Here is a 24908-nt window from a genome sequence, read left to right as displayed (position 1 = left end):
CCGCTCCCACGCGGCGGGGTCTACGCTGTGGCCTGCGGCCACCGCCAGATCTGAAGTTATGTCCACAACGTACAGACGATCACGCGGTGGCCGCCTCGCGTCCACCCCACCTCAACAGCAAGATCTCAAACGGCGGCTGCCGTACTAGGCCGCGATGTGACCGTACGCGGTGGTGCGCCTACGCGCCGGTCGGCCCGCCGCCGCCGCGATGGCCCGCAACTGCTCCTCGGTACGCGCCGACCCGTTGCCGGAACCGGCCATCCGCGAGATGGTCTCCTCCATCAGCGTGCCCCCGAGGTCGTTGCAGCCGCCGCGCAGCAACTCCGCGGTGCCGGCGTCGCCCAGTTTCACCCAGGAGCACTGGATGTTGTCGATCCGACCGTGCAAGAGCACCCGCGCCATCGCGTGCACCACCCGGTTCTCCCGCCAGGTCGGCCCTGGGCGGGCGATGCCCGCGAGGTAGATCGGGGCGTTGGTGTGCACGAACGGCAGCGCCACGAACTCGGTGAACCCGCCGGTACGGTCCTGCACCCCGGCCAGCACCCGGAAGTGCGCCAGCCAGTGCGCGGGATGGTCGACGTGGCCGTACATCATCGTCGAGCTGGACCGGATACCCAGCTCGTGGGCCGTGCTGACCACCTCCACCCAGGCGGCGGTCGGCAACTTGCCCTTGGTGAGCACCCAGCGCACCTCGTCGTCGAGGATCTCCGCCGCGGTGCCCGGGATGGTGTCCAGTCCCGCCTCGCGCAGCCCGGCCAGCCACTCCCGCACCGACACGCCGGCCTTGGCGGCGGCGGTGACGATCTCCATCGGCGAGAAGGCGTGCACGTGCATCCGCGGCACCCGGGCCTTTATCGCCCGGACCAGGTCGGCGTAGATCGTCACCGGCAGCTTCGGGTCGATGCCGCCCTGGAGGCAGACCTCGCCGGCGCCGGCCTCCCACGCCTCCTGCGCCCGGTCCGCGACCTGCTCCACCGAGAGCCGGTACGCGTCGGCGTCCCGTTCCCGCTGCGCGAAGGCGCAGAACCGGCAGCCCACGTAGCAGACGTTCGAAAAGTTGATGTTGCGGTTGACCACGTAGGTCACGTCGTCACCCACGGCGGAACGGCGCAGCTCGTCGGCGGTGCGGCACAGCTCGTCCAGAGCCGGCCCGTCCGCGCCGAACAGCGCCAGTGCGGCATCCGTGTGCCGGGGCTCCAGCAGCGCCGCCGGATCCTCGGCGGCCAGCCGCAACCCGGCCCGCAGGTCGGCGTCGGCGGCCCCGGCGACGAGCGGCCGGCCGGCCCCGGCACCGGTTCCCGCCTCCGCTGCCGGGCCACCGTCGACACCCGCCCGCGCCGGTGGCACAGCCACCTTCGCGGCCACCTCGGCCCAGTCGCCGTAGACGTGGTCGAAGTCGCCCCGGCGGTCGTCCGTACGCCCCGTGGTGTCGATGGTGGTGTGCAGGTCGGTGCGCCCACCGAAGGTCTCGTCGGGCTCCTGCCACGGCCGGCCCACCGGACGGGCCGCCTCCACCGCCAGCCCGGTCGCCGGATCGGCGAGCGCGGTCACGTGCGGCAGCAGTCGCGCGTCCAGCCAGGGCTCGCCGGCCCGGACGTACTCGGGGTAGACGGTCAGTCGCTCGCGGAGCGTGAAGCCGGCGGCGGCGGTACGGGCAGCCAGCTCGTCGAGCTGCGGCCAGGGGCGCTCCGGGTTGACGTGGTCCGGGCTCACCGGCGAGACACCGCCCCAGTCGTCGATACCGGCCCGCAGCAGCAGGTCGTACTCACCGGCGATGAGATTCGGTGGTGCCTGGATGCGGGCCTTCGGACCCAGCAGCACCCGGGCCACCGCCACGGTGGCCGCGAGGTCGTGCAGTTCGGCGTCGGGCATCCCCCGCATCGCCGTGTCCGGCTTCGCCCGGAAGTTCTGCACGATCACCTCCTGGAGGTGGCCGTACTCGCGTTGGGTGCGCCGGATCGCGAAGATCGCGTCGACCCGTTCGGCGAGGGTCTCGCCGATGCCGATCAGGAGGCCGGTGGTGAACGGGACACCGACCCGGCCGGCGTCGTCGAGGACCCGCAACCGCACCGCCGGCTCCTTGTCCGGAGAGCCGTAGTGCGGGCCGCCGGGCTCGGACCACAACCGGGTGGCGGTGGTCTCCAGCATCATCCCCATGCTCGGCGCCACCGGCTTGAGCCGTTGCAGCTCCGCCCAGGAGAGCACCCCCGGGTTCAGGTGCGGCAGCAGGCCGGTCTCCTCCAGCACCGCCACGGCACAGGCCCGCAGGTAGTCCAGGGTGGACCCGTAGCCGCGTTCGTCCAGCCACTGCCGGGCCGCCGGCCAGCGCTCCTCCGGCCGGTCACCGAGGGTGAACAGGGCCTCCTTGCAACCCTGCGCCGCGCCGGCCCGGGCGATGGCCAGCACCTCCTCGCGGTCGAGGAAGGCCGCCGGCAGCCGGTGCGGCACCGTGGCGAACGTGCAGTAGTGGCAGCGGTCCCGGCAGAGCCGGGTCAACGGAATGAAAACCTTCTTCGAGTACGTCACGACGCCGGGCCGGCCGGCGTCCCGCAGGCCGGCGTCCCGGATCGCACCGGCGATGCCGAGCAGTTCCTCCAGCGCCGCGCCCCGCGCGGTCAGCAGGGTCGACGCCTCGTCGACGTCGAGCGCCCGCCCGGCGGCGGCGCGGCGCAGTGCCCGCCGTACGCCTCCGTCACCCGGCCCGCGCTCGCTCTGATCAACCATCCGCTCAGCCTATGCGCTGCGGCCCGGTGCGGCCCCGGCCCGTGGGCAACCGCACGTGCCTTCGACGACCCGCCGGTCAGCTCGGCTGCTCGCCCGGATCGATCCGCTGGGTGCGGTCGGCCTCTCCGTCGCCCGACCGGGAAACCGGCGGGGCGGCGTCACCGTCGCCCGGCCGCGCGATCGCCTGGGTCGGCTCGGCGCTCTGGTGCGGGATCGCCTGGGTCGGCTCGGCGTCCTGCCGCTCGGCGCGCCCGGCCGGGTCGCCCTGACGCGGCACGCCCCCGCCCGGATCGCCCTGGCGCGGGATGCTCTGGGTCGGGTCGGCCGAGGCCGGCTGCCCGAACGGCGGTGCGGCCGGCGAGGCCGGCGACCCGAACGGCGGCGCGGCCGGCGGGGCCGCCTGCCCGAATGTGGGCGCGGCCGGCGAGGACGGCGCCGACTGCGGTGGCACCGCCGGCTGGCCGTGCGGCGGCCAGGTGTGCGGTGACTCCGGCGGCCCTCCGGCGGAGGGTGCCTGACCGGCCATTGGCCAACCCGGCTGGCCGCCCTGACCGCCGGGGTGGCCCTGGCCGCCGGGGTGGCCCTGGGTCGTGCCGCCGGCCGGGTAGCCGCCGAACTGGCCGGACCCGGACTGATTCGGCTGCCCCGTCCCCTGGTGCCCGGAGCCGGGGTAGCCGGCCGGATAGCCGGCGGGCCGCTCGGCACCCGACCAACCACCCGACTGGCCGGGCGGCGCCCACCCGCCACCCTGCTGACCGGGCTGGCCACCGAACTGACCCGGGCCGCCCGGTTGCGGCCAGCCCGGCTGCGGCGTGCCGTACAGGCCGGGCTCGGGCTTGGGCCGGGGTACGTGGTACAGCCGCTGCCACACGCTCCACACCACGTACGCCGCCGCGGCGAACAGCGCCACCCAGGCGACCCGGGTGAGCAGTCCGGTCATCGCGTCGAAGAGCTGCGCCTCGGCCAGCCGACCGACCACCCAGATCAGCAGGGTCAGACCGCCGAGCACGGCGCTCACCGCGTACTCGACGAGCGCCACCTGCGTGATCAGTTTCGCCCGGCCGACGGTCGGGGCGAGGTGCGTGGCCAGCAGCACCGCCAACACCGGCAGCACCACCGCCTCGACGCCGATGAAGGCGAAGAAGGAGCTGGCGGCGCGCCCGGTGACCGTGCTGTAGGCGCCCTGCGGGGTCAGCAGCCGGATCAGCCCCACGAACAGAAAGACGGCGTTGGCGCCCAGGAGCACGAGAGCGACGAGTTCGCGTAGCGGCCCGGTCACCTGGCGGGCCGGGGTCGGGTCGGTGGGTGGGGGCTCGGCGGGGCTGGTCACGAACTCTCCCTGGGGCGAAAGCGGACAGATGCCGACGTGAGCCTAGTCTCCCGGGGCAGTTGGCTGCCGGAGGCGTCACGTAGGCGAGGATGGGCGGATGCGCATCGTGGTTCTGACCGGCGGAATCGGCGGTGCCCGGTTCCTGCTGGGGGTGCGGGCGTACGCCCGCGAGGTGGGTGCCGAGGTGACCGCCGTGGTCAACGTCGGCGACGACCTACGGCTGCACGGACTCCGCATCTGCCCGGACCTGGACAGCGTGCTGTACACCCTCGGCGGCGGCGCCGACCCGCAGCGGGGCTGGGGACGGGTCGACGAGAGCTGGACGGTCAAGGACGAGCTGGCGGCGTACGGCGCCGAGCCGAGCTGGTTCGGCCTCGGTGACCGGGACATCGCCACCCACCTGGTCCGCACCACGATGCTCGACGCCGGCTATCCGCTGCACCAGGTCACCCAGGCACTGGCGACCCGCTGGCAGCCCGGCGTACGCCTGCTGCCGGCGACCGACGACCGCCTGGAGACGCATGCGGTCGCCGACCTCGACGGTGGTCAGCGGGCGATCCACTTCCAGGAGTGGTGGGTACGGTACCGGGCGCGGATCCCGACCCACCGGTTCGTCTTCGTCGGAGCGGAGTCGGCGAAGCCGGCACCCGGCGTCACGGAGGCGATCGCCGGAGCCGACGTGCTGCTCGTGGCGCCGAGCAACCCGGTGGTCAGCATCGCGCCGATCCTGGCCGTGCCGGGGCTGCGCGAGGCGGTGACGGACGGCACCGCCCCGGTGGTGGGCGTTTCACCGATCATCGGTGGCGCACCGGTACGCGGCATGGCCGACCGTTGCCTGGCGGTCGTCGGCGTGGATTGCAGCGCCGCCGGCGTCGGTGGGTTGTACGGAAGCCGGACGAGTGGCGGACTGCTCGACGGCTGGTTGGTGGCCGAGGAGGATGCCGCAACGGTGGTGCCGGACGTGACGGTCCGTGCGGTGCCGTTGCGGATGACCGACGAGGCGGCGACGGCGGCGATGGTCCGCGCCGCGGTGGAGTTGACGTGAGACTGGAGATCCTGCCGGTGCCCGGGATCGGGCACGTGACCGAGGGGGACGACCTCGCGGTCCTGATCGGGAGCGCGGCGCCCTGGCTGCGCGACGGGGACGTGCTCGTGGTCACCAGCAAGATCGTCTCCAAGGCCGAGGGGCGGCTGGTCGACGTGCCCGCCGACGGCCCGGATCGACAGGCCGTCCGGGACGAGGTGCTGGCGGCGGAGACGGTACGGGTGGTCGCCTCGCGCGGCCCGACCCGGATCGTGCAGACCCGGCACGGCTTCGTGATGGCCGCCGCCGGAATCGACGCCTCGAACGTCGACAAGACCCGGCTGGTGCTGCTGCCGGAGGACCCGGACGCCTCGGCCCGCGCGCTCCGCGCCGGCCTGCGCGACCGGTACGGCGTGGACGTCGCGGTCGTCGTGAGCGACACCATGGGCCGCCCCTGGCGCAACGGGCTGACCGACGTGGCCCTCGGCGTCGCCGGGATGGACGCCATCCGCGACCACCGGGGCGAGGTCGACCCGTACGGCAACGAGCTGGCGCTGACGCAGATGGCGGTGGTCGACGAACTGGCCGCGGCGGGTGAACTGGTCAAGGGCAAGTGCGACCAGGTGCCGGTCGCGGTTATCCGCGGCTACCTGACGCGGCCGCTGTCGGGCGACGGCGAGGGCGCCCGGGTGCTGGTCAGGGACGCCTCGATGGACCTGTTCTCGCTCGGCACCGCCGAGGCGAAGGCGGCCGGTCTGGCGGCTGCCGCCGCCCTGCCGGATCACCTGTCCGACGCTCCACCCGACCCGGCCACCGTCGCGCGGGCGATCGACTCGGTCGCCGACGTGATCGCGCCCGGCACGGTCTTCACGCAGGTCACCGACGACGAGGTACGCGCCGCGCTGGCCCCCATCGTGCCGGGCTGGCCGGCGCACGCGACCGGCCTGGTGCTCTGCTCCCCACCCACCCCGGTGGGCCCGTTCCAACTGGTCCGCTTCGGCACGGACGTGCAACGCCTGCGCACCGCCCTCGCGGCGGCACACGTCCCCACCCAACTCCTTCCCCCACCCGGCGGCACCACCGCCGCCGCCACCCTCGCCCTCTGACAGGTGACTGTCAGGGGTTGAGGATGGCGCGGCCGAGCGGGGTGAGGGTGTGCAGGACGGTGTTGCGGTCCCGGTGGCTGACCAGCAGACCCGCGTTCCGCAGCACGGTGGTGTGCTGGCTGGCCGCCGCCGCCGAGATGCGCAGCCGGCGGGCCAGCTCGCCGGTGGTGCAGCCGTCGTCGCTGGCGGCGAGAACCGCCGCGCGGGTACGGCCGAGCAACGCGGCCAGCGCCTCCCGGCCGGTGTCGCCCGCCGCGGGCGCGTCCCCGGTCAGTCCGCCCAGCCGGTCGACCGGGTAGACCAGCACCGGCGGTAGTTGCGGGTCGAGCAGCGCGACCGGCGTGTTGGCGCAGAAGAACGACGGCACCAGCAGCAGTCCCCGCCCCTCCAGGTGAAGTTCCCGGCTCCTCGGGTAGGTGGGAATCTCCAGCACGCCCGACTCCCAGCGCAGGCCCGGCCGCAGTGTGGTCAGCAGCCCTTCGACACCCCCGTCGAGCATCGCCCGGGCGCGGCGGGCACGATCGGCCTCCACCGCGCCCTGGACCCGCGTCCAGTACGGGCCGAGGGCGAGCTGCCGGTAGCGGTCCATCGTCTCGGTCAGGTGGATCAGGGCCTCCGGCTCACCCCGGGCGATGGCGGCCACCCCGGCGGGCAGGTTCCGGTTGTCGCTGGCGAGCAGCGTCAGGTCGCGTTGCAGCGACGCCACCGGGGTACGCCGCAGCGCCTCCATCCCCGCCTCGAAACCGTGCACGCCCTCGTACGGGGTGAGGAAGTCCGGAAAGTAGCCGCGCGGCGGGCTCAACGTGGAAAGCAGTCGCAGCGCCTCGGCGTCCAGTTGCCGACGCAGCCCCCGGGAGACCTCGCGACGCCAGCCGGCGAGCAACGGATCGCGGCTGCGCCCGGGCAGCAGGTGCAGACTCAGCACCACTTCCCAGACCGGATCGGCCGCCGGAGCCACCCGGGTCCGGAGAATGTCCTCGCCGGAGAAATGGATCTTCAGCATGGGTACTCCCACCGCCCGGCGGAGGGGGCACCCGGCGACCTCCGAACTCTACCCGGCCGCCCCGGCCTCGGGCAGTTAAGCCTCAGCTGAAAGACCTCGACGCCCGGGACGTGAATCCGCCATGCTTCCCGTGCCACAGGGGGCGACCCACGTCGAACGTGTCCGCCCACTGGGTGCCCGAGAGCGGGCGGCACCATACGAGGGTCTGCGGCTCAGCTTCCGCAGGGGGTGCCGCCCGGTCTCCCTGGCACCGGTCCGGCCGCCGCACCGGCTCGTCCACCAGCACCCCGTACGCTGGCTCGGACGAGAGGAGCGGCCGTTGTCGACGCCCCGAATCATGGACCGATCCCCGCGCGGCGACGCGGACGGCTGGACGGCGCTGCACGCCGACGCGCTGGCGGTGCTCACCGGCTGGACGCCGACCAGCCCCGACGCGGCGGTGGCCCGCGACCGTACCCTCGGCCTGCTCGACGCCGGGCCGGTCGCGATGAGCCGCGCACACCGCCCCGGTCACGTCACCGCCAGCGCCCTGGTGTTCGACGCGACCGGGAGCCAGGTGCTGCTCTGCCTGCACGGCAAGTTCCACAAGTGGGTGCAGTTGGGCGGGCACTGTGAGCCGGCCGACCGGACGCTGGCCGGCGCGGCTTTGCGGGAGGCCACCGAGGAGTCGGGCATCGCCGGTCTGCGGATCGATCCGCTGCCGATCGACGTGGACGTGCACCCGGTGGCCTGCCAGGGCGGGTCGCTGCACCACGACGTACGCTTCGCCGTGTTCGCCCCGGTCGGCGCGACGGAACGGGTGAGCGTGGAGTCCGAGGCGCTCGGCTGGTTCCCACCGGAGCGTCTGCCGCAGCCGTTGGCCGGCGGCACGGCCCGGCTCGTCACACCGGGCCTGGCGGCCTTCAGACGAGCTTCTCCGCACCCCGTCTCTTGAGTTCGTCCACGATCGACTTCACGTCCTGAGCGCGCTCGCGCGGGCAGACCAGCAACGCGTCCTCGGTGTCGACCACGATCAGGTCGCGTACGCCGACGGCGGCCACCAGCCGACCGGCCTGCGGCGCCACCACCATGCCGCTGCTGTCGCGCAGCAGCACCTCGGTCTTGGCGTCGCTGGCCAGCACCACGTTGCCGTCCGGGTCCGCCGGCAGCACCTCGCCGAGGGTGTGGAAGTCACCCACGTCGTTCCACCGGAAGTCACCGGGCACGGTCGCCACCCGACCGGCCGCGGCCGCGCCCTCCATCACCGCGTAGTCCACCGAGATCTTCGTCAGCGTGGGCCAGACCGCACCGAGCACGTCGTCCTGTTCGTCGGAGTGCCACGCCGCTGCGATCGTGGTGACCCCGGCGTGCAGCTCGGGCTGCTGACGTGCCAGCTCGGCGAGAAACGCCGACACCCGCCAGACGAACATGCCGGCGTTCCAGAGGTAGTGGCCCGACCGCAGGTACGTCTCGGCGACCTCGGCGCTCGGCTTCTCCTTGAACTCGACCACCGGACGCATCGGGCCACCGTCGAGGGGCTCGCCGGTCCGCAGGTATCCGTAGCCGGTCTCCGGCCGGGTCGGGGTGATCCCGACCGTCATCAGCAGCCCCTGCTCCGCGCCCCGGACCGCCTCGCGGACGGTGTCCACCCACCGCTGAGGATCGCCGATCAGATGGTCGGCGGCGAACGATCCCATGACGGCGTCCGGGTCGCGTACGGCGATCACCGCCGCGGCCAGCGCGATGGCGGCGCAGGAATCCCGTGGCGACGGTTCGACCAGGATGTTCTCCTCCGGCAGCCCGGTCAGCTGGCGGGCCACGGCCGCGGCGTGCGCGGCCCCGGTGACCACCATGGTGCGTTCGGGGGTGGTCAGCGGCCCCAGCCGCTCGACGGTCGCCTGCAACAACGACGCGGACGTGCCGGTGAACGGGTGCAGGAATTTGGGATGCCCGGCACGGGACAGCGGCCACAACCTTGTGCCGCTGCCACCGGCCGGAATGACGACATAGATCACCAGGACATCATGCCCGAACCGCCCGGACCGAGCGTCTCGGTTGCCGGCCTCAGGCCCGCGCCCTGGTCCACGCCGCGATGTGCACCTCGGCGCTGGACCCCCAGGTGAACTCCTTCGCCCGATCGAAACCGGCCTTGGCCAGCGACAACCGGCGTGGTTCGTCGTCGAGCAGCGCGGCCAGGTCGGCGGCGATCTGATCCGGATCCTCGCTGGTGTAGGCCACCGCGTCGCCACCGACCTCCGGCAGCGACAGCCGGGGCGTGGTGAGCACCGGGGCGGCGCACGCCATCGCCTCCAGGATGGGCAACCCGAACCCCTCGCCGTAGGAGGGGTACGCGGCCACCAGCGCCCCGCCGAGGAAGCCGGGCAGGTCGCCGTAGCGCAGGTAGCCGGGGCGCAGCAGCCGCAGGTGCGAGGGCACCTCGGCCACCGCGCGGTCGATGTCGTCGTCGTGGCCCTGTCCGCCGGCCACCACGAGTGCCGGCGGGTCCGGCCGCTCGGCGACCGCCCGGGCCCAGCCACGGATCAGGTTCGGCACGTTCTTACGCGGCTCCTTGGCGCCGAGGAACGCGACGTAACTGCTGCCGCCCAGCCCCAGGCGGGCCCGGACCCGGGCCTTCTCCTCGTCTCCGGGCGCGTGGAAGGCCTCGTGGTCCACCCCGTGGTAGGCCACGTCGATGCGGGTCGGGTCGGCGTCCAACAGGCGGATCAGTTCGTCGCGGGTCGCCTTGCTGGGCACGATCACCCGGTTCGCGCGCCGCAACGAGGTCTTGATCGCGCTACGGAAGAACGTCCGGCGGGACTTGTCGTAGTGCTCCGGCTCGGTGAAGAACGTCGCGTCGTGCACCGTCACGGTGACCGGACAGCCGGCCCGCAGCGGGCAGGTGTAGAAGGGCGAGTGCAGCACCTCCGCGCCGACCTGCTGGGCGAGCAGGGGCAGGCCGGTCTGCTCCCAGGCGAGCCGCGCCGGCCGGTGCGCCACCGCGGCCGGCGCCGGAATGATCTCCGCGCCGGGCAGCTTCCGCCGGTAACGCTCCAGGTCGGTGCGGAGGCTGACCACCACCAGGTCCACCGCCGATCCGCACACCTTGCCGAGGGCGCCGAGCAGGCCATCGACGTATCTACCGACGCCGCCGCGATCGGCGGGAACACTCGTGGCGTCGATGAGCACGCGGGGCGGGCGACCGGCGGTCACGGGGCGACTCCTTGCGGTGGCGGGACTGTGGGGAACGACACTCCGGCAAGCCTACGCCGGAGCCGGGCACGGACGCTGACTGCGACCCGACGGTACGCCGACTTGTCGCTGTCATCGAGTACGGCCGCCGGGCGCGTATCGTTCGCGCCGATGGCCGACAACATTGCCCGGGTACTCGCCGACGCGGTCGCGACCGACCCGAACCGCCCCATGCTGACCTGGTACGACGACGCCACCGGCGAGCGCACCGAGCTTTCCGGAGCGACGCTGGCGAACTGGGTGGCCAAGACGGCGAACCTGCTCGTCGACGAACTGGCCCTCGAGCCGGGCGGCACCGCGGCGGTGCTGCTGCCGCCGCACTGGCAGAGCGCCGCGGTGCTGCTCGGATGCTGGTCGGCCGGGCTGACGGTGCGTCCGGCCGGTCTGCCGGTCGCCGACCGGCCGGGCGAGGTGGACGTGCTGTTCGCCACCGTCGACGGCGTCGCCGAGGCCGACGCCTGGTCGGCGGCCGACCGATACGCGCTCGCGTTGCACCCGTTCGCGCTGCCGCTGCGGGAGGTGCCGGCGGGCTTCGCCGACTACGTCACCGAGGTACGCGCGCACGGCGACCACTTCACGGCGTACCCGCCCGGCGGCCCGGAGCACACCGCGCTGCGCGCCCGGGTCACCACCCGCGCCGCCGAACTCGGCATCTCCGCGGGCGACCGGCTCCTCGTGGACGTCGACCGCCGGCCGGACCCGCTCGACTGGCTGCTGGCCCCGCTCAGCGTCGGCGCCACCCTGGTGCTCTGCGCCCACCTTGACCGGGCCCGTCTGGCCGAACGCCAATCGACGGAACGCATCACCCACTCGCTGACCTGACCTGCCCGCCCAGTCCTGCCCTTACCGCCCGGACCCGCCCGCCGGGCCCGCCCGGCCCGGCCTGCCGGGACCGCCGGTCTACCCGGCCCGACCTGCCTTGCTGGCCCGCCCCCGCCCTATCCGGCCTTGACCGCCGTGCCCCGACCGCCGTGCCCTGACTCGACCGCCCCATGGCGAGGACGACGCTGCCCAGTGCCAGTGTTCGAACCAGCGAGTCGACCTTCACCCTCCGCGTCGCTCACTCACCGTTGCTACGCCAGCGCCGGGCTATATACCCCTTCCCGCCCTTTGCTCTGCTTCAACCTACGCACAACCGCCTAACCTGCAACGACGCAACGACGGTCCGGTGCCACTCACGCGTCGGACGCTACGCAAAGTAACTGTTGCGTGGGTTGAAGCAGAGCAAAGGACGGTGGAAGGTATTGGTTGGGCGAACTGCGACAGCACGCTGAGTAACGTAAGGTCTCAGCTCGTAACTGCTTCTCGACGGAGGGAAGCTCGAGCTATGGCGACCAGCGCCCAGGCCGACACCGCCCGAGCCCGAGCCACACAGCCCGAGCCACACCCCGGGCCGTCGCCGGCGGGGCGGTGGTGGAGGCTCGGGTCGAGGGGTCGGCGTCGAAGGTCGGGTCAGGTGGCGGGGCGGTCCGGGGTGCGCTGTCGGGCCAGGGTGGCGAAGGCGGTCAGGGAGTCCGGGTTGGCCAGGGCGCCCTTGGCCGCCGCCTGGTTGACCGGAGTCCCGGTGAGGATCTTCTTGACCGGCACCTCGAGCTTCTTCGCGGACAGGGTGCGTGGCACCGCGCGGACCTGGTGGATCTCGTCGGGTACGTGCCGGGGCGACAACGCGGTACGCAGCTCGCGGCAGATCGTCCGGCGTAACTCGTCGTCAAGGGTCACCCCCTCGGCGAGCACCACGAACAGCAGCAGCTCACCGGCGCCGCCCTCGTCGTCCTCCAGGTGCACCACCACCGAGTCGGCGACCTCGTCCAGCCCTTCCACGACGGAGTAGAACTCGGCGGTGCCGAGCCGTACGCCGCCCCGGTTGAGGGTGGCGTCGGAGCGGCCGGTGATGACACAACCGCCCCGGGAGTTGATGGTGATCCAGTCCCCGTGCCGCCACACCCCGGGATAGATGTCGAAGTACGCCTCCCGGTAGCGGGCTCCGTCCGGATCGTTCCAGAAACCCACCGGCATGCTCGGCATGGGTTCAGTGATCACCAGCTCGCCCAGTTCCCCGATGACGGGGGTGCCGTCCGGCGAGCGGGCCTCCACCTTCGCACCGAGGGCGCGGCAGGCGATCTCACCGGCGTGCACCGGCAGCAGCGGCACACCGCCGACGAAACCGGTGCAGACGTCGGTACCGCCGGACAGCGACTGGAGCTGAAGGCCGTCGCCGACCGTGTCGTACACCCAGGTGAAGCCCTCGGCGGGCAGTGGCGCGCCGGTGGAGCCGAGGCCGCGCAGCGCGGAGAGGTCGGCGATCTCGCGCGGGACCAGCCCGGCCTTGCGGCAGGCCAGCAGGAACGGCGCCGAGGTGCCGAAGTACGTGGTGCCGGTCTGCTCCGCCAGCCGCCACAGGGCGCCCAGGTCGGGATGGCCGGGGTTGCCGTCGAACAGCACGATGGCCGCGCCCACCGCCGGCCCGGAGACCAGGAAGTTCCACATCATCCAGCCGGTGGTGGTGAACCAGAAGAACCGGTCCGCCGGGCCGAGGTCGTGGTGCAGGGCGAGCATCTTCAGGTGCTCCAGCAGGATGCCGCCGTGTCCGTGCACGATCGGCTTGGGCAGCCCGGTGGTGCCGGAGGAGTAGAGCACGTAAAGCGGGTGGTCGAACGGCACCGGGGTGAAGGCCAGCGGTTCGTCGGTCTCGGCCGCCAACTCCGCCCAGGCGAGTGCGTCCGCAGCCGGCGAACCGTCGGGGTCGAGGTAGGGGATCGACACGGTGTGCCGCAGCGACGGCAGCGCGGCCCGGATCGCGGCCACCTCGGCGCGCCGGTCGACCGGCTTGTCGCCGTAGCGGTAGCCGTCCACGGCGACCAGGACCTTCGGCTCGATCTGCTGCCACCGGTCGGTCACGCTGCGGGTGCCGAATTCCGGCGCGCAGGACGAGAAGACGGCACCGAGGCTCGCGGTCGCCAGCATCAGCACGTACGTCTCGGGGATGTTCGGCGCGTACCCGGCCACCCGGTCGCCGGTGGTGACGCCGAGCCGGCGCAGTCCGGCGGCGACCCGGCGGACCTGCTCGCGCAACTGCCCGGCAGTCAGGGTGACCGGCGGCCGGGTCTGCCCGTGCGCCACGACCACGGGCTCGTCCTCGGCCCGGCCCGGCATCCGCAGCACGTTCTCGGCGTAGTTGAGGGTGGCGCCGGGGAACCACCGGGTGCCCGGCATGTCCCGGTCGGTCAGGGTGGCGGTCGGCGGGGTGTGCGCGACGACACCGAAGTGGTCCCAGATCGACCGCCAGAAGGCGTCCAGGTCGGTGACCGACCACCGCCACAGCGCGTCGTAGTCGGCGAACGTCAACCCCCGGTGCTCGGCGAGCCAACGCAGATAAGCCCCGATCCGGGACCGCTGGAGCACGTCCGCCGGTGGCGTCCACAGCACGTCCGTCACTGGTCCACTCCTCCCCTGGCCCGGCACGACGCTGTGCGGTGGGCCGTGGCGCCATCTTGCCCTACCTCGAAGCGCCATTGTCCGCACCCGACCCGCGCAGGCGCATGTGCCCGCCCCATACCCCCTGGACCCGACCAGTGTGGCCGGGACGCAGGAAGCGCCGTCGGCGGCCGGAGCGGTCAGGGTTCGCTACGGGCCGCCTGGATGGCCTGGCGGCGGGCCAGCCGGTGGGCGCGGCGGATCTCCGCCTCACGCCAGCGCCGCTCGTCCTCCGGCGTCTCCGGCAACACCGGACGCACCGGCCGGGGCGCGCCACCCACCTCGACCCCGACGAAGACGAGGTACGCGGTGGCCACCCGCACCGGCGCCTCGTCGGCCGAGTCCCAGCGCTCGGCCATCACCCGGACGCCGACCTCCATCGAGGTCTGCCCGGTCCAGTTCACCTGGGCGTACGCGTGCACCAGGTCGCCCACCCGGACCGCCTCCGAGAAGACGATCTCGTCGATCGCGGCGGTCACCGCCGTGCCACCGCTGTGCCGCGCCGCCGCCGCGCCGGCCACGTCGTCGACGAACTTCATCAGCACCCCGCCGTGCACCGTTCCGTACAGGTTCACATCCACCGCGGTCATGATCCGGCTGAGGGTTACCCGGGAGTACGAGGTCGGCTTGCCCGGCAGGGCGGTGGCGGGGTGCTCGGTCATGTCGGAAACGGTACGGTGCGCGGATGCGACATCTGTGGAGCTTCCTCGCAGGGCTGGTGGTGGTGCCGGTCACCTGGGTGCTGGTCACCCTCGGTCAGGACGGGTCGGCCGACACCGTCAACCGGTGGGTGGAGATCGGCACCGCCAACACGGCGAATCTCATCGAACCGGCCGTGTACCTCGCTGTCGGTGGCATCGTGCTGGGCCTGCTCGGCACGCTACGCATCTCACCGCTCGGTCCGCTGGTGGCCGGCCTGCTGCTGGTCACCCCGTACGTCGGACTGTTCGTCTCGCCCTTCCGGGTACGCGAGCGCATCCCGTCCGACTGGAGGTTTCTCGGCGACCCGCTGCCGCTGGGGCTGCCGGTGGAGAACGGCACGCTCTTCCTGATCGGCGTGCTGCTGCTGGTCGCGACGTTCAGCGGGCAACGGTGGCGGCGTTGGCCGGTCGCGGCGCCGCAGCCGGAGTCGGGCACCCCCGACGCGCCGGCGCCGGACCAGACGTTGACCGACTGGTCACCGGGCCCGTCGGCGGAACGGGACACCGCGCCGCTGAGCCTGGGCTACCCGGACCCGGACCCGACACCGACCGAGCCGCTGCCCCGGCGGACCGGAGGTGGGTCGCCCTGGTCGGCACCGCCGGGCAACCTGCCCCGACGCGACGACGCCACCAGCTGACCCGACAGATACGGATCGGCACCTCCGCCCGGCAACCGCGCGGGCGGAGGTGCCGACAGCCGTCGTCGGAGTGTCAGTCCTTGAGCAACTGCCGGGCCATGACGATGCGCTGCACCTGGTTCGTGCCCTCGTAGATCTGGGTGATCTTGGCGTCCCGCATCATCCGCTCGACGGGGTAGTCACGGGTGTAGCCGTAGCCGCCGAGCAACTGCACCGCGTCGGTGGTGATCTCCATCGCGGCGTCCGAGGCGAAGCACTTGGCCGCCGCGCCGAAGTAGGTCAGATCGGCGTCGCCGCGCTCGGACCGGCCGGCCGCCGCGTACGTCAACTGCCGGGCCGCCTCCAGCTTCATGCCCATGTCGGCGAGCATGAACTGCACGCCCTGGAACTCGGCGACCGCCCTGCCGAACTGCTTGCGCTCGGCGACGTACCCCTTGGCGTAGTCGAGCGCACCCTGCGCGATGCCCACCGCCTGCGCGGCGATGGTGACCCGGGTGTGGTCTAGGGTCTTCATCGCGGTGGCGAAGCCGGTGCCCTCGGCGCCGATCATCCGGTCCGCCGGGATCCGGACGTTGTCCAGGTAGACCTCGCGGGTCGGCGACCCCTTGATGCCCAGCTTCTTCTCCGGCGCGCCGAAGCTCACCCCCGGATCCGACTTCTCGACCACGAAGGCGGAGATGCCCCGGGAGCGGGCGGTGGGGTCGGTCGTCGCGAAGACGGTGTAGAACTCCGAGACACCCGCGTTGGTGATCCAACGCTTCACCCCGTTGAGCACCCAGTGATCGCCGTCACGTACCGCCCGGGTGGTCATCGCCGCCGCGTCGCTGCCGGCCTCCGGCTCGGAGAGGCAGTACGAGAACATCGCCTCGCCAGCGGCGACCGGCGTCAGGTAGCGGCGCTTGAGATCGTCGGATCCGGCCAGCAGCAGCGGCATCGTGCCCAGCTTGTTCACCGCCGGGATCAACGAGGAGGAGGCGCAGGCCCGGGCGACCTCCTCGATCACGATCGCCGTGGCCAGCGCGTCCGCACCCGCCCCGCCGTACTCGACCGGGATGTGCGGTGCGTGGAAGTCGGCGGCACGTAGCGCGTCGTACGACGCCTTCGGGAACTCACCGGTCTCGTCCGCCTCGGCGGCGTGCGGAGCCACCTTCGCCGCACAGACCTCACGGACCGCTTCCCGGATCGCCTCGTGCTCCTCCGGCAGGCGGTACGCGTCGAACGACTGTTCTGCGGCCATGTCGGCCCCTCCCCTTCACCGCTATCATGCGCAGTCTGTAACGTCGGCTGGACGCCCACCACGCAGACTGAAGGATAACGACCACAGTTCAGGTGATGTTACCGGCGCGTAGGCTGGGCCATGACGAAGCTCCGACGCCGCTCGGCGATGATGGAACCCAGCAGACGACCCACCCCTGCGGTGCCCACCCTGGCGCCGTGGCGGAACGCGACGCAGCCACGCGGCGCCAGTGCGAGCGGAGAGACAGGCGTGACCATCCCGTACCCGAACACCCAGCCGGTGCCCGCCATCGCGGCGGTCACACCCCCCTCGGGTGCCTCCCGGCCCCGGGTGACCTTCCTGGGCACCGGCTACCTTGGCGCGACCTATGCCATCTGTTACGCCGAACTCGGCTACGAGGTGCTCGGCTTCGACGTCGACGCGGACAAGATCGCGAAGCTGAACGCGGGCGAGGTGCCGATCCACGAGCCCGGGCTCGACGAACTGCTGCGGCGCAACCTCGCCGCCGGCCGGCTGCGCTTCAGCACCGACATCGCCGAGACCGCCGACTTCGGTGACGTGCACTTCATCTGCGTCGGCACCCCGCAGCGGGCCGATGGGATGGGCGCCGACCTGTCGTACGTCGAGGCGTCGGTCACCGGCCTGGCCCAGCACCTGACCCGCAAGGCGCTGATCGTCGGCAAGTCCACCGTCCCGGTCGGCACCGCCGAGTGGGTGGAGCAGCTCGTCGGCAAGCACAGCCCGGCCGACCTCGGCGTCGAGGTCGCCTGGAGCCCCGAGTTCCTCCAGGAGGGCTTCGCCGTCGACGACGTGCTGCGCCCCAACCGCATCGTCGTCGGGGTCAAGAGCGAGTGGGCCAACGGCATGCTCTACGCCGCCCACAAGGGCGTGTTCGATCTCGCCGCCACCGAGGACCGGGAAGTACCGCTGGTCGTCACCGACTTCGCCACCGCCGAACTGGTCAAGGTCGCCGCGAACGCCTTCCTGGCCACCAAGATCTCCTTCATCAACGCGATGGCCGAGGTCTGCGAGGCCTCCGGCGGCGACGTGACCCAGCTCGCCAAGGCCATCGGCTACGACCCGCGCATCGGCAACCGCTTCCTCCAGGCCGGCCTCGGCTTCGGTGGCGCCTGCCTGCCCAAGGACATCCGCGCCTTCCAGGCCCGGGCGCAGGAGCTCGGAGCCGGCGAAGCCCTCCGCTTCCTGCACGAGGTCGACCTGATCAATTTGCGTCGCCGTACCCGCGTCCTGAACCTCGCCGCCGACCTGCTCGGCCGCCGCTCCGGCCCCGCCGGCCCCGACCTGTCCGGCACCCGCGTCGCCGTGCTCGGCGCCACCTTCAAACCCAACACCGACGACGTACGCGACGCCCCCGCCCTGGCCGTCGCCGCCCTGTTGCACAAGGCCGGCGCCGATGTCCACGTCTACGACCCCGAGGGCATGGAGAACGCCCGCCGCGCGGTGCCGGAACTCACCTACGAACCCGACATCAGCACTGCGGTCACCGACGCCGACCTGGTCTGCGTCCTCACCGAATGGGCCGACTTCCGCAACGCCGACCCCGGCCTCCTCGGCGACCTCGTCGCCGGCCGCCGCATCGTCGACGCCCGCAACTGCCTCGATCCGGCACTGTGGACCCAGGCCGGCTGGGAGTACCGGGGCATGGGGCGTCCGTGATCCCACCGTGTGGTGATGTTGGCGGTTGACCCGCCGACAACTGTCGAATTCCCGGCCCGCTTTGGGCATGCTGCGACAGTGGGATTCCACAGTGCGGGTGGAGGGGTGTCGTGGCGAGCTTTCAGTGCCCTTCGTGCGGCCGGGAGATCAAACCGGCGGTTCGCTGCCCGCACTGCGGTGCGCACCAGCCACAATGGGCCGAACACCTGGCGGAGATCGAACGATCCATCGCGGAGTTGAAGGCCCGCGAGGCCGCCATCGCCCGCGAACAACGGCAGCTCGCCGCGAAGATGCAGGCCGCGCTCTTCCAGCGGGACATCCTCTCGCACGCCGGCAGCCAGGGGGACGAGCGCATCCGGCAGGCCACCCGCCCCCGGCGCGTACTCCGTCGCCGGCCGCCGCGACGCTCCGCCTCCGCGGATGCCTCGCCGCCCCGCGACGGCGCGCCCCCGCCGCCCCGGGTACCCCGGCAGGGCGCCGCCGGCACCCAGGGGCCACCGCCACCGACCGAACCGGTCTGGCTGGACGCCGACGATCCTGAGCATCCGCCCGAGGCCTCCTCCCGGGAGGTCCAGAACATCCCGCTCGGTCTCGGCGCGCTGCTGCTCGGCGTCGCCGCCGTAGTGTTCGCCGTGGTCGCCACCAGCTCGATGGACGCGCTGGCCCGGCTGGGCATTCTGCTGCTCGCGACGGTGCTCATGCTGCTCGCCCCGCCGGTGCTGGTCCGGCGTGGGCTGACCTCCACGGCCGAGACCATCGCCGCCGTGGGTCTGCTCCTGGTGCCCCTCGCCGGGTACGCGTTGTGGGCCGTGGACCGGATCGGCAACGGCGGCGCCTCCGGTGCCGTCTTCGCCGGTGTGATCTTCGCGGTCACCGCTGCCGTCTCGGTCGGCTACGCCGGTTGGACCAGGCTGCGCGCACCCCGGTTCGCCAGCGTGCTGGCCGCCCAGCCGGTGGTGCCACTGCTCGCGTACGACCGGATCACCGGTCCGGCGGGCTGGGCGCTGGCGCTGACCGTGGTGGCGCTGCTCGATCTGTGGCTGGCCCGCTCACCGGTCACCGTGGAGCAGCCGGTCACCGACGGCCCGGCCGGCTCCGGCCGGTCGGGTGCCCCCCGGCAGCGGTCGGCCGAACAGAGCCAGGTTGACGGTAGGCCGGAGGCGGCGCCGGAGGAGAGCGGCGAACTGCTGGATCCCGTCGGCGGCAGCGTGACTGCGCCGACCCGACCGGTGCCGGGGTTGCGGGAACTGACCTGGGTGCTGCACGGGGTGGCGGTCGCCGTCGCCCTGGCGTACGCGGTGACCGCCCTGCTGCGGAGCACCACCGTGCCGGGCGCGACCGGCGCGGGCCTGGTGCTGCTCCTCGCCGCCGCCGTCTGTCTTGCCGGGACGCTCGTGCTCCGCCGTCCGCCCCTACCCGACCTGGGCGCGGGCGTGTTCACCCTCGCCGTCATCGGTGCCCTGGGGCGGATCGCCTCGGTGGCGCTCCCCGGCCGAGCCCTGCTGTTGATCGCCCTGGTGATCACGGTCACCGGTCTCGCGGTCCGGGCGGTACCCGAGTCCGCCCGCCGGGGACCACAACTCGCCTCCGCGGTGGCGCTCACGGTCAGCGGGGTGGTGGTCGCCGGCAGTGCGCTGCGTGCCGGCATCGCCCCGATCGAGGCGGCGCTGCCGGCCTGGGCGGCGGACCTCTACCGGTATCCGGGCGAACTGGCCGCCGCCGTGGGACCGGCCGCCTGGCAGCTCGCGGCCAGCGCCTTCCTGCTGACCGTGGCCGCGGTGCTGGCCCTACCGTCGGAGATCCGCCGCGAGTTCGCGGTGACCGGTGCCGCGCTCACCGCGCTGGCCGTACCGGCCTCCTTCGGGCTGGCCTGGACGTACGCGCCGTGGCCGATGGTGCTGACCGCGATCGGCATCGGGGCGGCCGGCCTCTCCGCCCGTACTCCCCGCGCCGCGTTGGCGCACGCGGTGGCCGCCGCCACGGTCGGGCTGGCCGGTGCCGGCGCGGCCCTCGCCCGGCCGGCGTTGACCGCCGCCGTGCTGCTCACCCTCGTCGTGGCCGGCACGCTGATCGCCGCCGCTCCCCGGATCCGGCTCGCCCCGGCGGCTGCGGACACCGTCTCGGCCTGGGCCGCCGGAGGTGCCGCCTTCGCGCTGCCCGGAGCGGTGGCCGCCTTCGTGGCGGCGACCCTGCCGGTGGATGACACGCCGACCCCGGCGAGCCTGCGCGAGGCGACCGTGCCGGTGCTCGCGGCGAGCTTCCTCGCCGTGTGTGTCACGCTCGGTTACGCCGCCCTCGTGCAGGTGTCGCAGCGCCAGATCCCGGTCCCGCTGTCGGTGGGCACCGGCCTGGGCGCGTTGCTGGTCGCCGCGGCCGGATTCGGCGCACCGGGGGCCACCGTGGCGGATGCCTGGGTCGGCGCGCTGCTGCTGGTCGCCGCGGTACTCCTCTTCCTGGCACCCTCGATCGACACCGGCCGCCGTTCCGATCTCACCCTCGACGGCTCCGACCTGGCGACCGCCGCGGTGACCGCCGCGCTGGTCGCCGCCCTGCTGCGGATCGGCACGGTGCTGGCGCCGAGCGGGCAGCTCGCCGTCGCCGCCGCGCTGGTCCTGGTCGTCGCCGTGGCGGCCCGGGCGATGCCCGAGGAGTGGCGTCGTGGGCCGGTGCTCGGCCTCACCATCGGCGGCGTGCTGATCGGGCTGTTGGCAGGCTGGATGGCGCTGCGCGGTGGCGTCGGTGTGCTGGCCACTCCCGGCCCGATCTGGGACGGTGACCTCAGCGGTTGGCCGGCCGCGCCCACCGGCGGCACGACCTGGCAGGGCCCGATCGCCCTGGTGCTGCTCGCGATCGCGGCAGGGATCCTGCTGCCGCCACCCTGGCGCTACGACGTCGCCGGCGTGGCGGTGGTGCTCGCCACCATCGGCGCTCCCGCCGCCTTCGATCTCGCCTGGTGGTCGCCGGTCCTGATCGGCGGCATGGTCGCCACCATCTTCGGGATGGCCGCGGTCGCCACGATCGATCCCCGGGCCGCGCTGTCCCGCATCACGGTGGCCGGGGTGGTCGCGTTGCACGCGGCCGGCGCCGGCCTGGTACGGCCGTGGACGACCGCGCTGGCCCTGGGCAGCATCGTGCTGATCGGCGCGGTGGTGGCCGCGCTGGCCCGCAACCTGGCCGAGCCGCTCGTCGAGGACATCGAGGCGGAGGGCATGCCGCCGCACCTGGCGCAGATCGGTGGTGCGGGTGTGGGCGCGGCACTGTTGGCGTTGCCGGGTGCCGTCGCCGCCCTCGCCGTCGAGTTCGGCCACGCCCCGCAGGTGGTGCTCACCGCCGGCCTGGCCGCATCCAGTCTCGGCCTGGCCGCGGTGGCGGCGGCCCGTCGGCAGGTTCCCCAGTACCTGCCCTGGGCCAGCGCCGGGGTGGTCGGCGGAGCGAGCGTGACCGCGCTCGCCGCCGTCCCGATCGCCGTGCCCGTCGGTGTCTACGCCGCTGCGGCGGCACTGCTCGGTGTGCTCGCCGAACTGGTACGCGGGGCGACCGAGCCGCCGGCCGGCGCGGCCCAACCGGTGCGCCGCTGGACCGTGCTGCTGGACGGGGCGCTGCGCCGACTGCCGGATGACGACCGGCGTCGGTGGCGGGTGAGCCCGGCCGCCGGTGCGCTGGCCGCCGCCGCCGTGCCGACCGTCCTGGCCCTGGTCTCCATCGCACCAGCGCTGATCGCGGCCCTCGTCGATCCGCATCGCACCGTCGGCCGGATCTGGCAGGGACCACCGGCGGTCCTGCTCGACCCGCCGCCGGCAGCGGTCAACCCGACCCATGTGCTCACCGCGTTGCTGCTCACCGCGACGGCGGCCCTGGCCGCGACCGGGTTCAGTGGCGGCCGCCGGTCCCGGGCCGTGCCGGTGGTGCTGCCCGGCGCCGCCGTCACGCTGCTCATCGCCCCGATCGCGCTGGGTGGCGGCTGGCCGACGAGCACCCTGTCGGCGCTGGCGGTGTTCACCATCTCGATGCTGGGGCTGGCGCTGACGCCGCCGCCGGCTCTGGTCGAACGGGCCCGCTCGTTGCGACTGGCCCGGGTGCTGGTCTTCCTGATCGGGCTGGCGGCGGGCGGGGCCGGGCTCGCCGGCAGCCTCGCCACCCGGGAGCTGACCCTGTTCACGCTCGGTGGTGCGGTCGGGGTCGGGCTGGTGGCCGCCCTCTACGGCCTCACCTCCCGGGCCCGGCTGCTCGGCTGGCTGTTCGCCTCGCTGATGGCGCAACTGTTCGTGCTCACCGCCGGTCTGGTGGCCGGGCTCGCCCCGGTCTGGTCGGCGTTCGGGGTGCTGGCGGTCGGCGCGGCGTTGCAGGTCTTCTCCGCCACTCTGCCCCGGCTGCGCCGTCCGGAGGCACGTCGCGAGGCGGCGACCGTGGAGTGGAGCGGCCACGCCGCCGCGCTGATCGCACTGGCGCTGGCGTTCGACTCGCCTCGGCACATCGCCGCACTGCTCGCCGCCTGGGGTGCGGTCCTCGGTCTCGCGGCGACCCGGCCGGGCCGCCGGCCGGCGGAGCGACGGGTCCTGTTCTGGGCGGTGGTGCTCTGCGAGATCACCGCCTGGTGGATCCTGATGCGGGTCGCCGAGGTGGCCCTGCCCGAGGCGTACACGCTGCCGTTCGCCGCGCTGGCTCTGCTGGTCGGAGTGCTCGAGCTACGGCAGCGCACCGACCTGAGCAGCTGGGTGGCGTACGGACCGGCGCTGCTCGCCGCCTTCGTGCCGACCCTGGCGATCGTGCTGGCCACCGATTCGAGCACCATGCGCCAGGTGCTGCTGCTCCTCGGCGCAGTCGCGGTGCTGGTCTTCGGCTCGATGACCCAGCAGCAGGCACCGGTCATCGTCGGTGCGGTGGTCACCGCCATCGCGGCGGTGCACGCGCTGTTCAGCCTCGGACCGTGGCTGGCGCTGATCCCGGTCGGCTTCCTGCTGCTGATCCTCGGCGCCAGCAACGAACGCCGACGCCGCGCCCAGGAACGCCTGCAAACGGCGCTACGCGGCATGCGCTGAGTGTGGCGTCAAGCCAGGGAGGCGCGGAGTGCGGCGTCCTTCTCGGCGACCAACTGCTCCAGGTCGGCCTGGTAGGCCGACATCCGGTCGAGCAGGGCGCGGTCGGCGGCGGCGAGGATGCGGACGGCGAGCAGCCCGGCGTTGCGGGCGTTGCCGATGGACACGGTCGCCACCGGCACACCGGCCGGCATCTGCACGATCGACAACAGCGAGTCCATGCCGTCGAGGTGCTTCAACGGCACCGGTACGCCGATCACCGGCAGCGGGGTCACCGAGGCGACCATGCCGGGCAGCGCCGCCGCGCCACCGGCCCCGGCGATGATCACTTTGAGTCCCCGATCGGCGGCGGCCCGACCATAGTCGATCATTTTGACCGGGGTGCGGTGCGCCGAGACCACCTCGACCTCGTACGGCACCTCGAATTCGGCGAGCACGTCGGCGGCGGCCCGCATCGTCGGCCAGTCCGAGTCGCTCCCCATGATCACACCGACCGTGCTCATGCCGCTTGTTCCTCCGGTGTTCCGTCCCGCAGCCAGCGGGCGGCCCGGGCAGCCCGGGCGCGTACCTCGTCCAGATCGTCACCGAGCACGGTGACGTGCCCGATCTTGCGGCCGGGGCGCACCTGCTTGCCGTACAGGTGGACCCGGGCGGTCGGCTCGGCGGCGAAGAGGTGGTGCAACCGCTCGTCGATCGACATGCCGCCGGGCTGGCCACCGAGCACGTTCGCCATCACCACCACCGGGGCGGTCAATGAGGTGTCGCCCATCGGATAGTCCAGCACCGCGCGCAGGTGCTGCTCGAACTGTGACGTCCGGGCGCCCTCGATGGTCCAGTGCCCCGAGTTGTGCGGGCGCATCGCCAGCTCGTTGACCACGAGCCGGCTACCGCCCGGCACCGTCGGGTCGACCATCTCGAACAGCTCCACGGCCAGCAGGCCCACCACGCCGAGCGCGGTGGCCAGGTCGATGGCGAGTTGCTGGGCGGCGACCGCCAGTTCCTCGGCCAGGCCGGGCGCCGGGGCCAGCACCTCGACGCAGATGCCGTCGCGTTGCACGGTCTCGACGACGGGATAGACCGCGACCTGCCCGAACGGTGAGCGCGCCACCTGCACGGCCAGCTCCCGGCGCAGCGGCACCCGCTCCTCGACGATCAGCTTGGTGCCGCCGGTGAGCAGCGTCTCCGCCAACTCGCTCGCGGACGCCGGGTCGGTGGCCGGCCACACGCCCCGCCCGTCGTACCCACCACGGGCGGCCTTGAGCACGACCGGCCAGCCGACCTCGTCGCCGAAGGTGACCAGCTCCGCGGGGGATCCGACCGGTCGCCAGCGCGGGTTCGGTGCGCCCAGGGTGGCGAGCCGTTCCCGCATGACCTGCTTGTCCTGGGCATGCACCAGGGCGTCCGCGGGCGGGAACAGCTTCACGCCCTCGCCGGTCAGCGTGCGGATGTGTTCGGTCGGGACGTGCTCGTGGTCGAAGGTGACCACCTCGCAGCCCTTGGCGAAGGTACGCAGCGCGACGAGGTCGGTGTGGTCGCCGTACTGGACGTCGGCGGCGACCAGCGCCGCCCCGTCGTCCGGGGTGAGCGCGAGCACACGCAGCGACTGGCCGAGGGAGATCGCAGCCTGGTGGGTCATCCGGGCCAGTTGGCCGCCACCCACCATGCCGACAACGGGCAGACCGGTACGGGAATCCATAGCGGCGTCAGCCTAACCGGGCCGGTCCCGGCAC

The 24908-nt window shown here is 73.1% G+C and carries 17 protein-coding genes; 7 read left to right on the top strand and 10 right to left on the bottom strand.

Features of this window, described 5'->3' with window-relative positions; translation table 11 throughout:
* Positions 1-144 precede the first annotated feature (144 nt).
* Together O7597_RS16905 and O7597_RS16900 are read right to left on the bottom strand one after the other, a co-directional pair.
* Entirely contained in the window at positions 145-2724 is a 2580-nt protein-coding gene (locus O7597_RS16905; protein WP_281580116.1) for a bifunctional FO biosynthesis protein CofGH, read from the bottom strand.
* A gap of 76 nt (positions 2725-2800) precedes the next feature.
* Complete coding sequence (locus tag O7597_RS16900) at positions 2801-4054, bottom strand: hypothetical protein (RefSeq protein ID WP_281580115.1); 1254 nt, start codon at positions 4052-4054, stop codon at positions 2801-2803.
* 97 nt (positions 4055-4151) lie between these two features.
* Here O7597_RS16900 and cofD point away from each other — a divergent pair, with 97 nt between their 5' ends.
* Positions 4152-5099, top strand: a complete 948-nt coding sequence (cofD, locus tag O7597_RS16895) for a 2-phospho-L-lactate transferase (protein ID WP_269739758.1) — start codon at positions 4152-4154, stop codon at positions 5097-5099.
* Positions 5096-6184 (top strand): coenzyme F420-0:L-glutamate ligase, encoded by a 1089-nt coding sequence (locus O7597_RS16890; protein WP_281580114.1) that lies wholly within the window; start codon positions 5096-5098, stop codon positions 6182-6184. The genes cofD and O7597_RS16890 overlap by 4 nt, the downstream gene beginning before the upstream one ends.
* A 10-nt stretch (positions 6185-6194) precedes the next feature.
* On the opposite strand, the gene O7597_RS16885 is transcribed toward O7597_RS16890, so the two are convergent.
* A complete protein-coding gene (locus O7597_RS16885; protein WP_269739760.1) occupies positions 6195-7187 on the bottom strand; it encodes a winged helix-turn-helix domain-containing protein in 993 nt (330 codons plus the stop codon).
* 337 nt (positions 7188-7524) lie between these two features.
* On the opposite strand from O7597_RS16885, the gene O7597_RS16880 reads away from it, so the two are divergent.
* A complete protein-coding gene (locus O7597_RS16880; RefSeq protein WP_281583265.1) occupies positions 7525-8121 on the top strand; it encodes an NUDIX domain-containing protein in 597 nt (198 codons plus the stop codon).
* Here the strand turns inward: O7597_RS16880 and O7597_RS16875 are convergent.
* Both O7597_RS16875 and O7597_RS16870 read right to left on the bottom strand, forming a co-directional pair.
* A complete protein-coding gene (locus O7597_RS16875) occupies positions 8090-9181 on the bottom strand; it encodes a sugar phosphate nucleotidyltransferase (protein ID WP_281580113.1) in 1092 nt (363 codons plus the stop codon). The two genes, O7597_RS16880 and O7597_RS16875, sit on opposite strands and share 32 nt — an antisense overlap.
* Positions 9182-9230: 49 nt before the next feature.
* A complete protein-coding gene (locus O7597_RS16870) occupies positions 9231-10376 on the bottom strand; it encodes a glycosyltransferase family 1 protein (protein ID WP_164446048.1) in 1146 nt (381 codons plus the stop codon).
* Positions 10377-10526: 150 nt separating this feature from the next.
* Here O7597_RS16870 and O7597_RS16865 point away from each other — a divergent pair, with 150 nt between their 5' ends.
* Positions 10527-11237, top strand: a complete 711-nt coding sequence (locus O7597_RS16865) for a TIGR03089 family protein (RefSeq protein ID WP_269739762.1) — start codon at positions 10527-10529, stop codon at positions 11235-11237.
* A gap of 630 nt (positions 11238-11867) precedes the next feature.
* On the opposite strand, the gene O7597_RS16860 is transcribed toward O7597_RS16865, so the two are convergent.
* Entirely contained in the window at positions 11868-13850 is a 1983-nt protein-coding gene (locus tag O7597_RS16860; RefSeq protein WP_281580112.1) for an acetoacetate--CoA ligase, read from the bottom strand.
* 179 nt (positions 13851-14029) lie between these two features.
* Positions 14030-14551, bottom strand: a complete 522-nt coding sequence (locus tag O7597_RS16855) for a hotdog domain-containing protein (protein ID WP_281580111.1) — start codon at positions 14549-14551, stop codon at positions 14030-14032.
* Positions 14552-14574: 23 nt separating this feature from the next.
* Between O7597_RS16855 and O7597_RS16850 the strand changes: the two genes are divergently transcribed.
* A complete protein-coding gene (locus O7597_RS16850; RefSeq protein WP_281580110.1) occupies positions 14575-15228 on the top strand; it encodes a hypothetical protein in 654 nt (217 codons plus the stop codon).
* Between the two features lie 73 nt (positions 15229-15301).
* Here the strand turns inward: O7597_RS16850 and O7597_RS16845 are convergent, their stop codons facing one another.
* Positions 15302-16465 (bottom strand): acyl-CoA dehydrogenase family protein, encoded by a 1164-nt coding sequence (locus tag O7597_RS16845; protein WP_269739766.1) that lies wholly within the window; start codon positions 16463-16465, stop codon positions 15302-15304.
* Positions 16466-16714: 249 nt separating this feature from the next.
* Between O7597_RS16845 and O7597_RS16840 the strand changes: the two genes are divergently transcribed.
* Positions 16715-18142: a UDP-glucose/GDP-mannose dehydrogenase family protein gene (locus O7597_RS16840; RefSeq protein WP_269739767.1), complete on the top strand. Its 1428-nt coding sequence runs from the start codon at positions 16715-16717 to the stop codon at positions 18140-18142.
* Positions 18143-18252: 110 nt separating this feature from the next.
* Positions 18253-23181 carry a permease gene (locus O7597_RS16835; protein WP_281580109.1) on the top strand — a complete coding sequence of 1643 codons (4929 nt, stop codon included), beginning with the start codon at positions 18253-18255 and terminating at the stop codon, positions 23179-23181.
* Positions 23182-23189: 8 nt separating this feature from the next.
* Here O7597_RS16835 and purE read toward each other — a convergent pair whose 3' ends face one another.
* Both purE and O7597_RS16825 read right to left on the bottom strand, forming a co-directional pair.
* The gene (gene purE / locus O7597_RS16830) at positions 23190-23681 is read right to left on the bottom strand and encodes a 5-(carboxyamino)imidazole ribonucleotide mutase (RefSeq protein WP_269739769.1); all 492 of its coding nucleotides are present in this window, start codon (positions 23679-23681) and stop codon (positions 23190-23192) included.
* A complete protein-coding gene (locus O7597_RS16825) occupies positions 23678-24874 on the bottom strand; it encodes a 5-(carboxyamino)imidazole ribonucleotide synthase (protein WP_269739770.1) in 1197 nt (398 codons plus the stop codon). The genes purE and O7597_RS16825 overlap by 4 nt, the downstream gene beginning before the upstream one ends.
* Positions 24875-24908 lie beyond the last annotated feature (34 nt).

The organism is Verrucosispora sp. WMMC514 (genome assembly GCF_027497295.1).
GTDB lineage: Bacteria > Actinomycetota > Actinomycetes > Mycobacteriales > Micromonosporaceae > Micromonospora > Micromonospora palythoicola.
The sequence above is the reverse complement of the archived record's forward strand: the minus strand, read 5'-3'. Positions and strand labels throughout refer to the sequence as shown.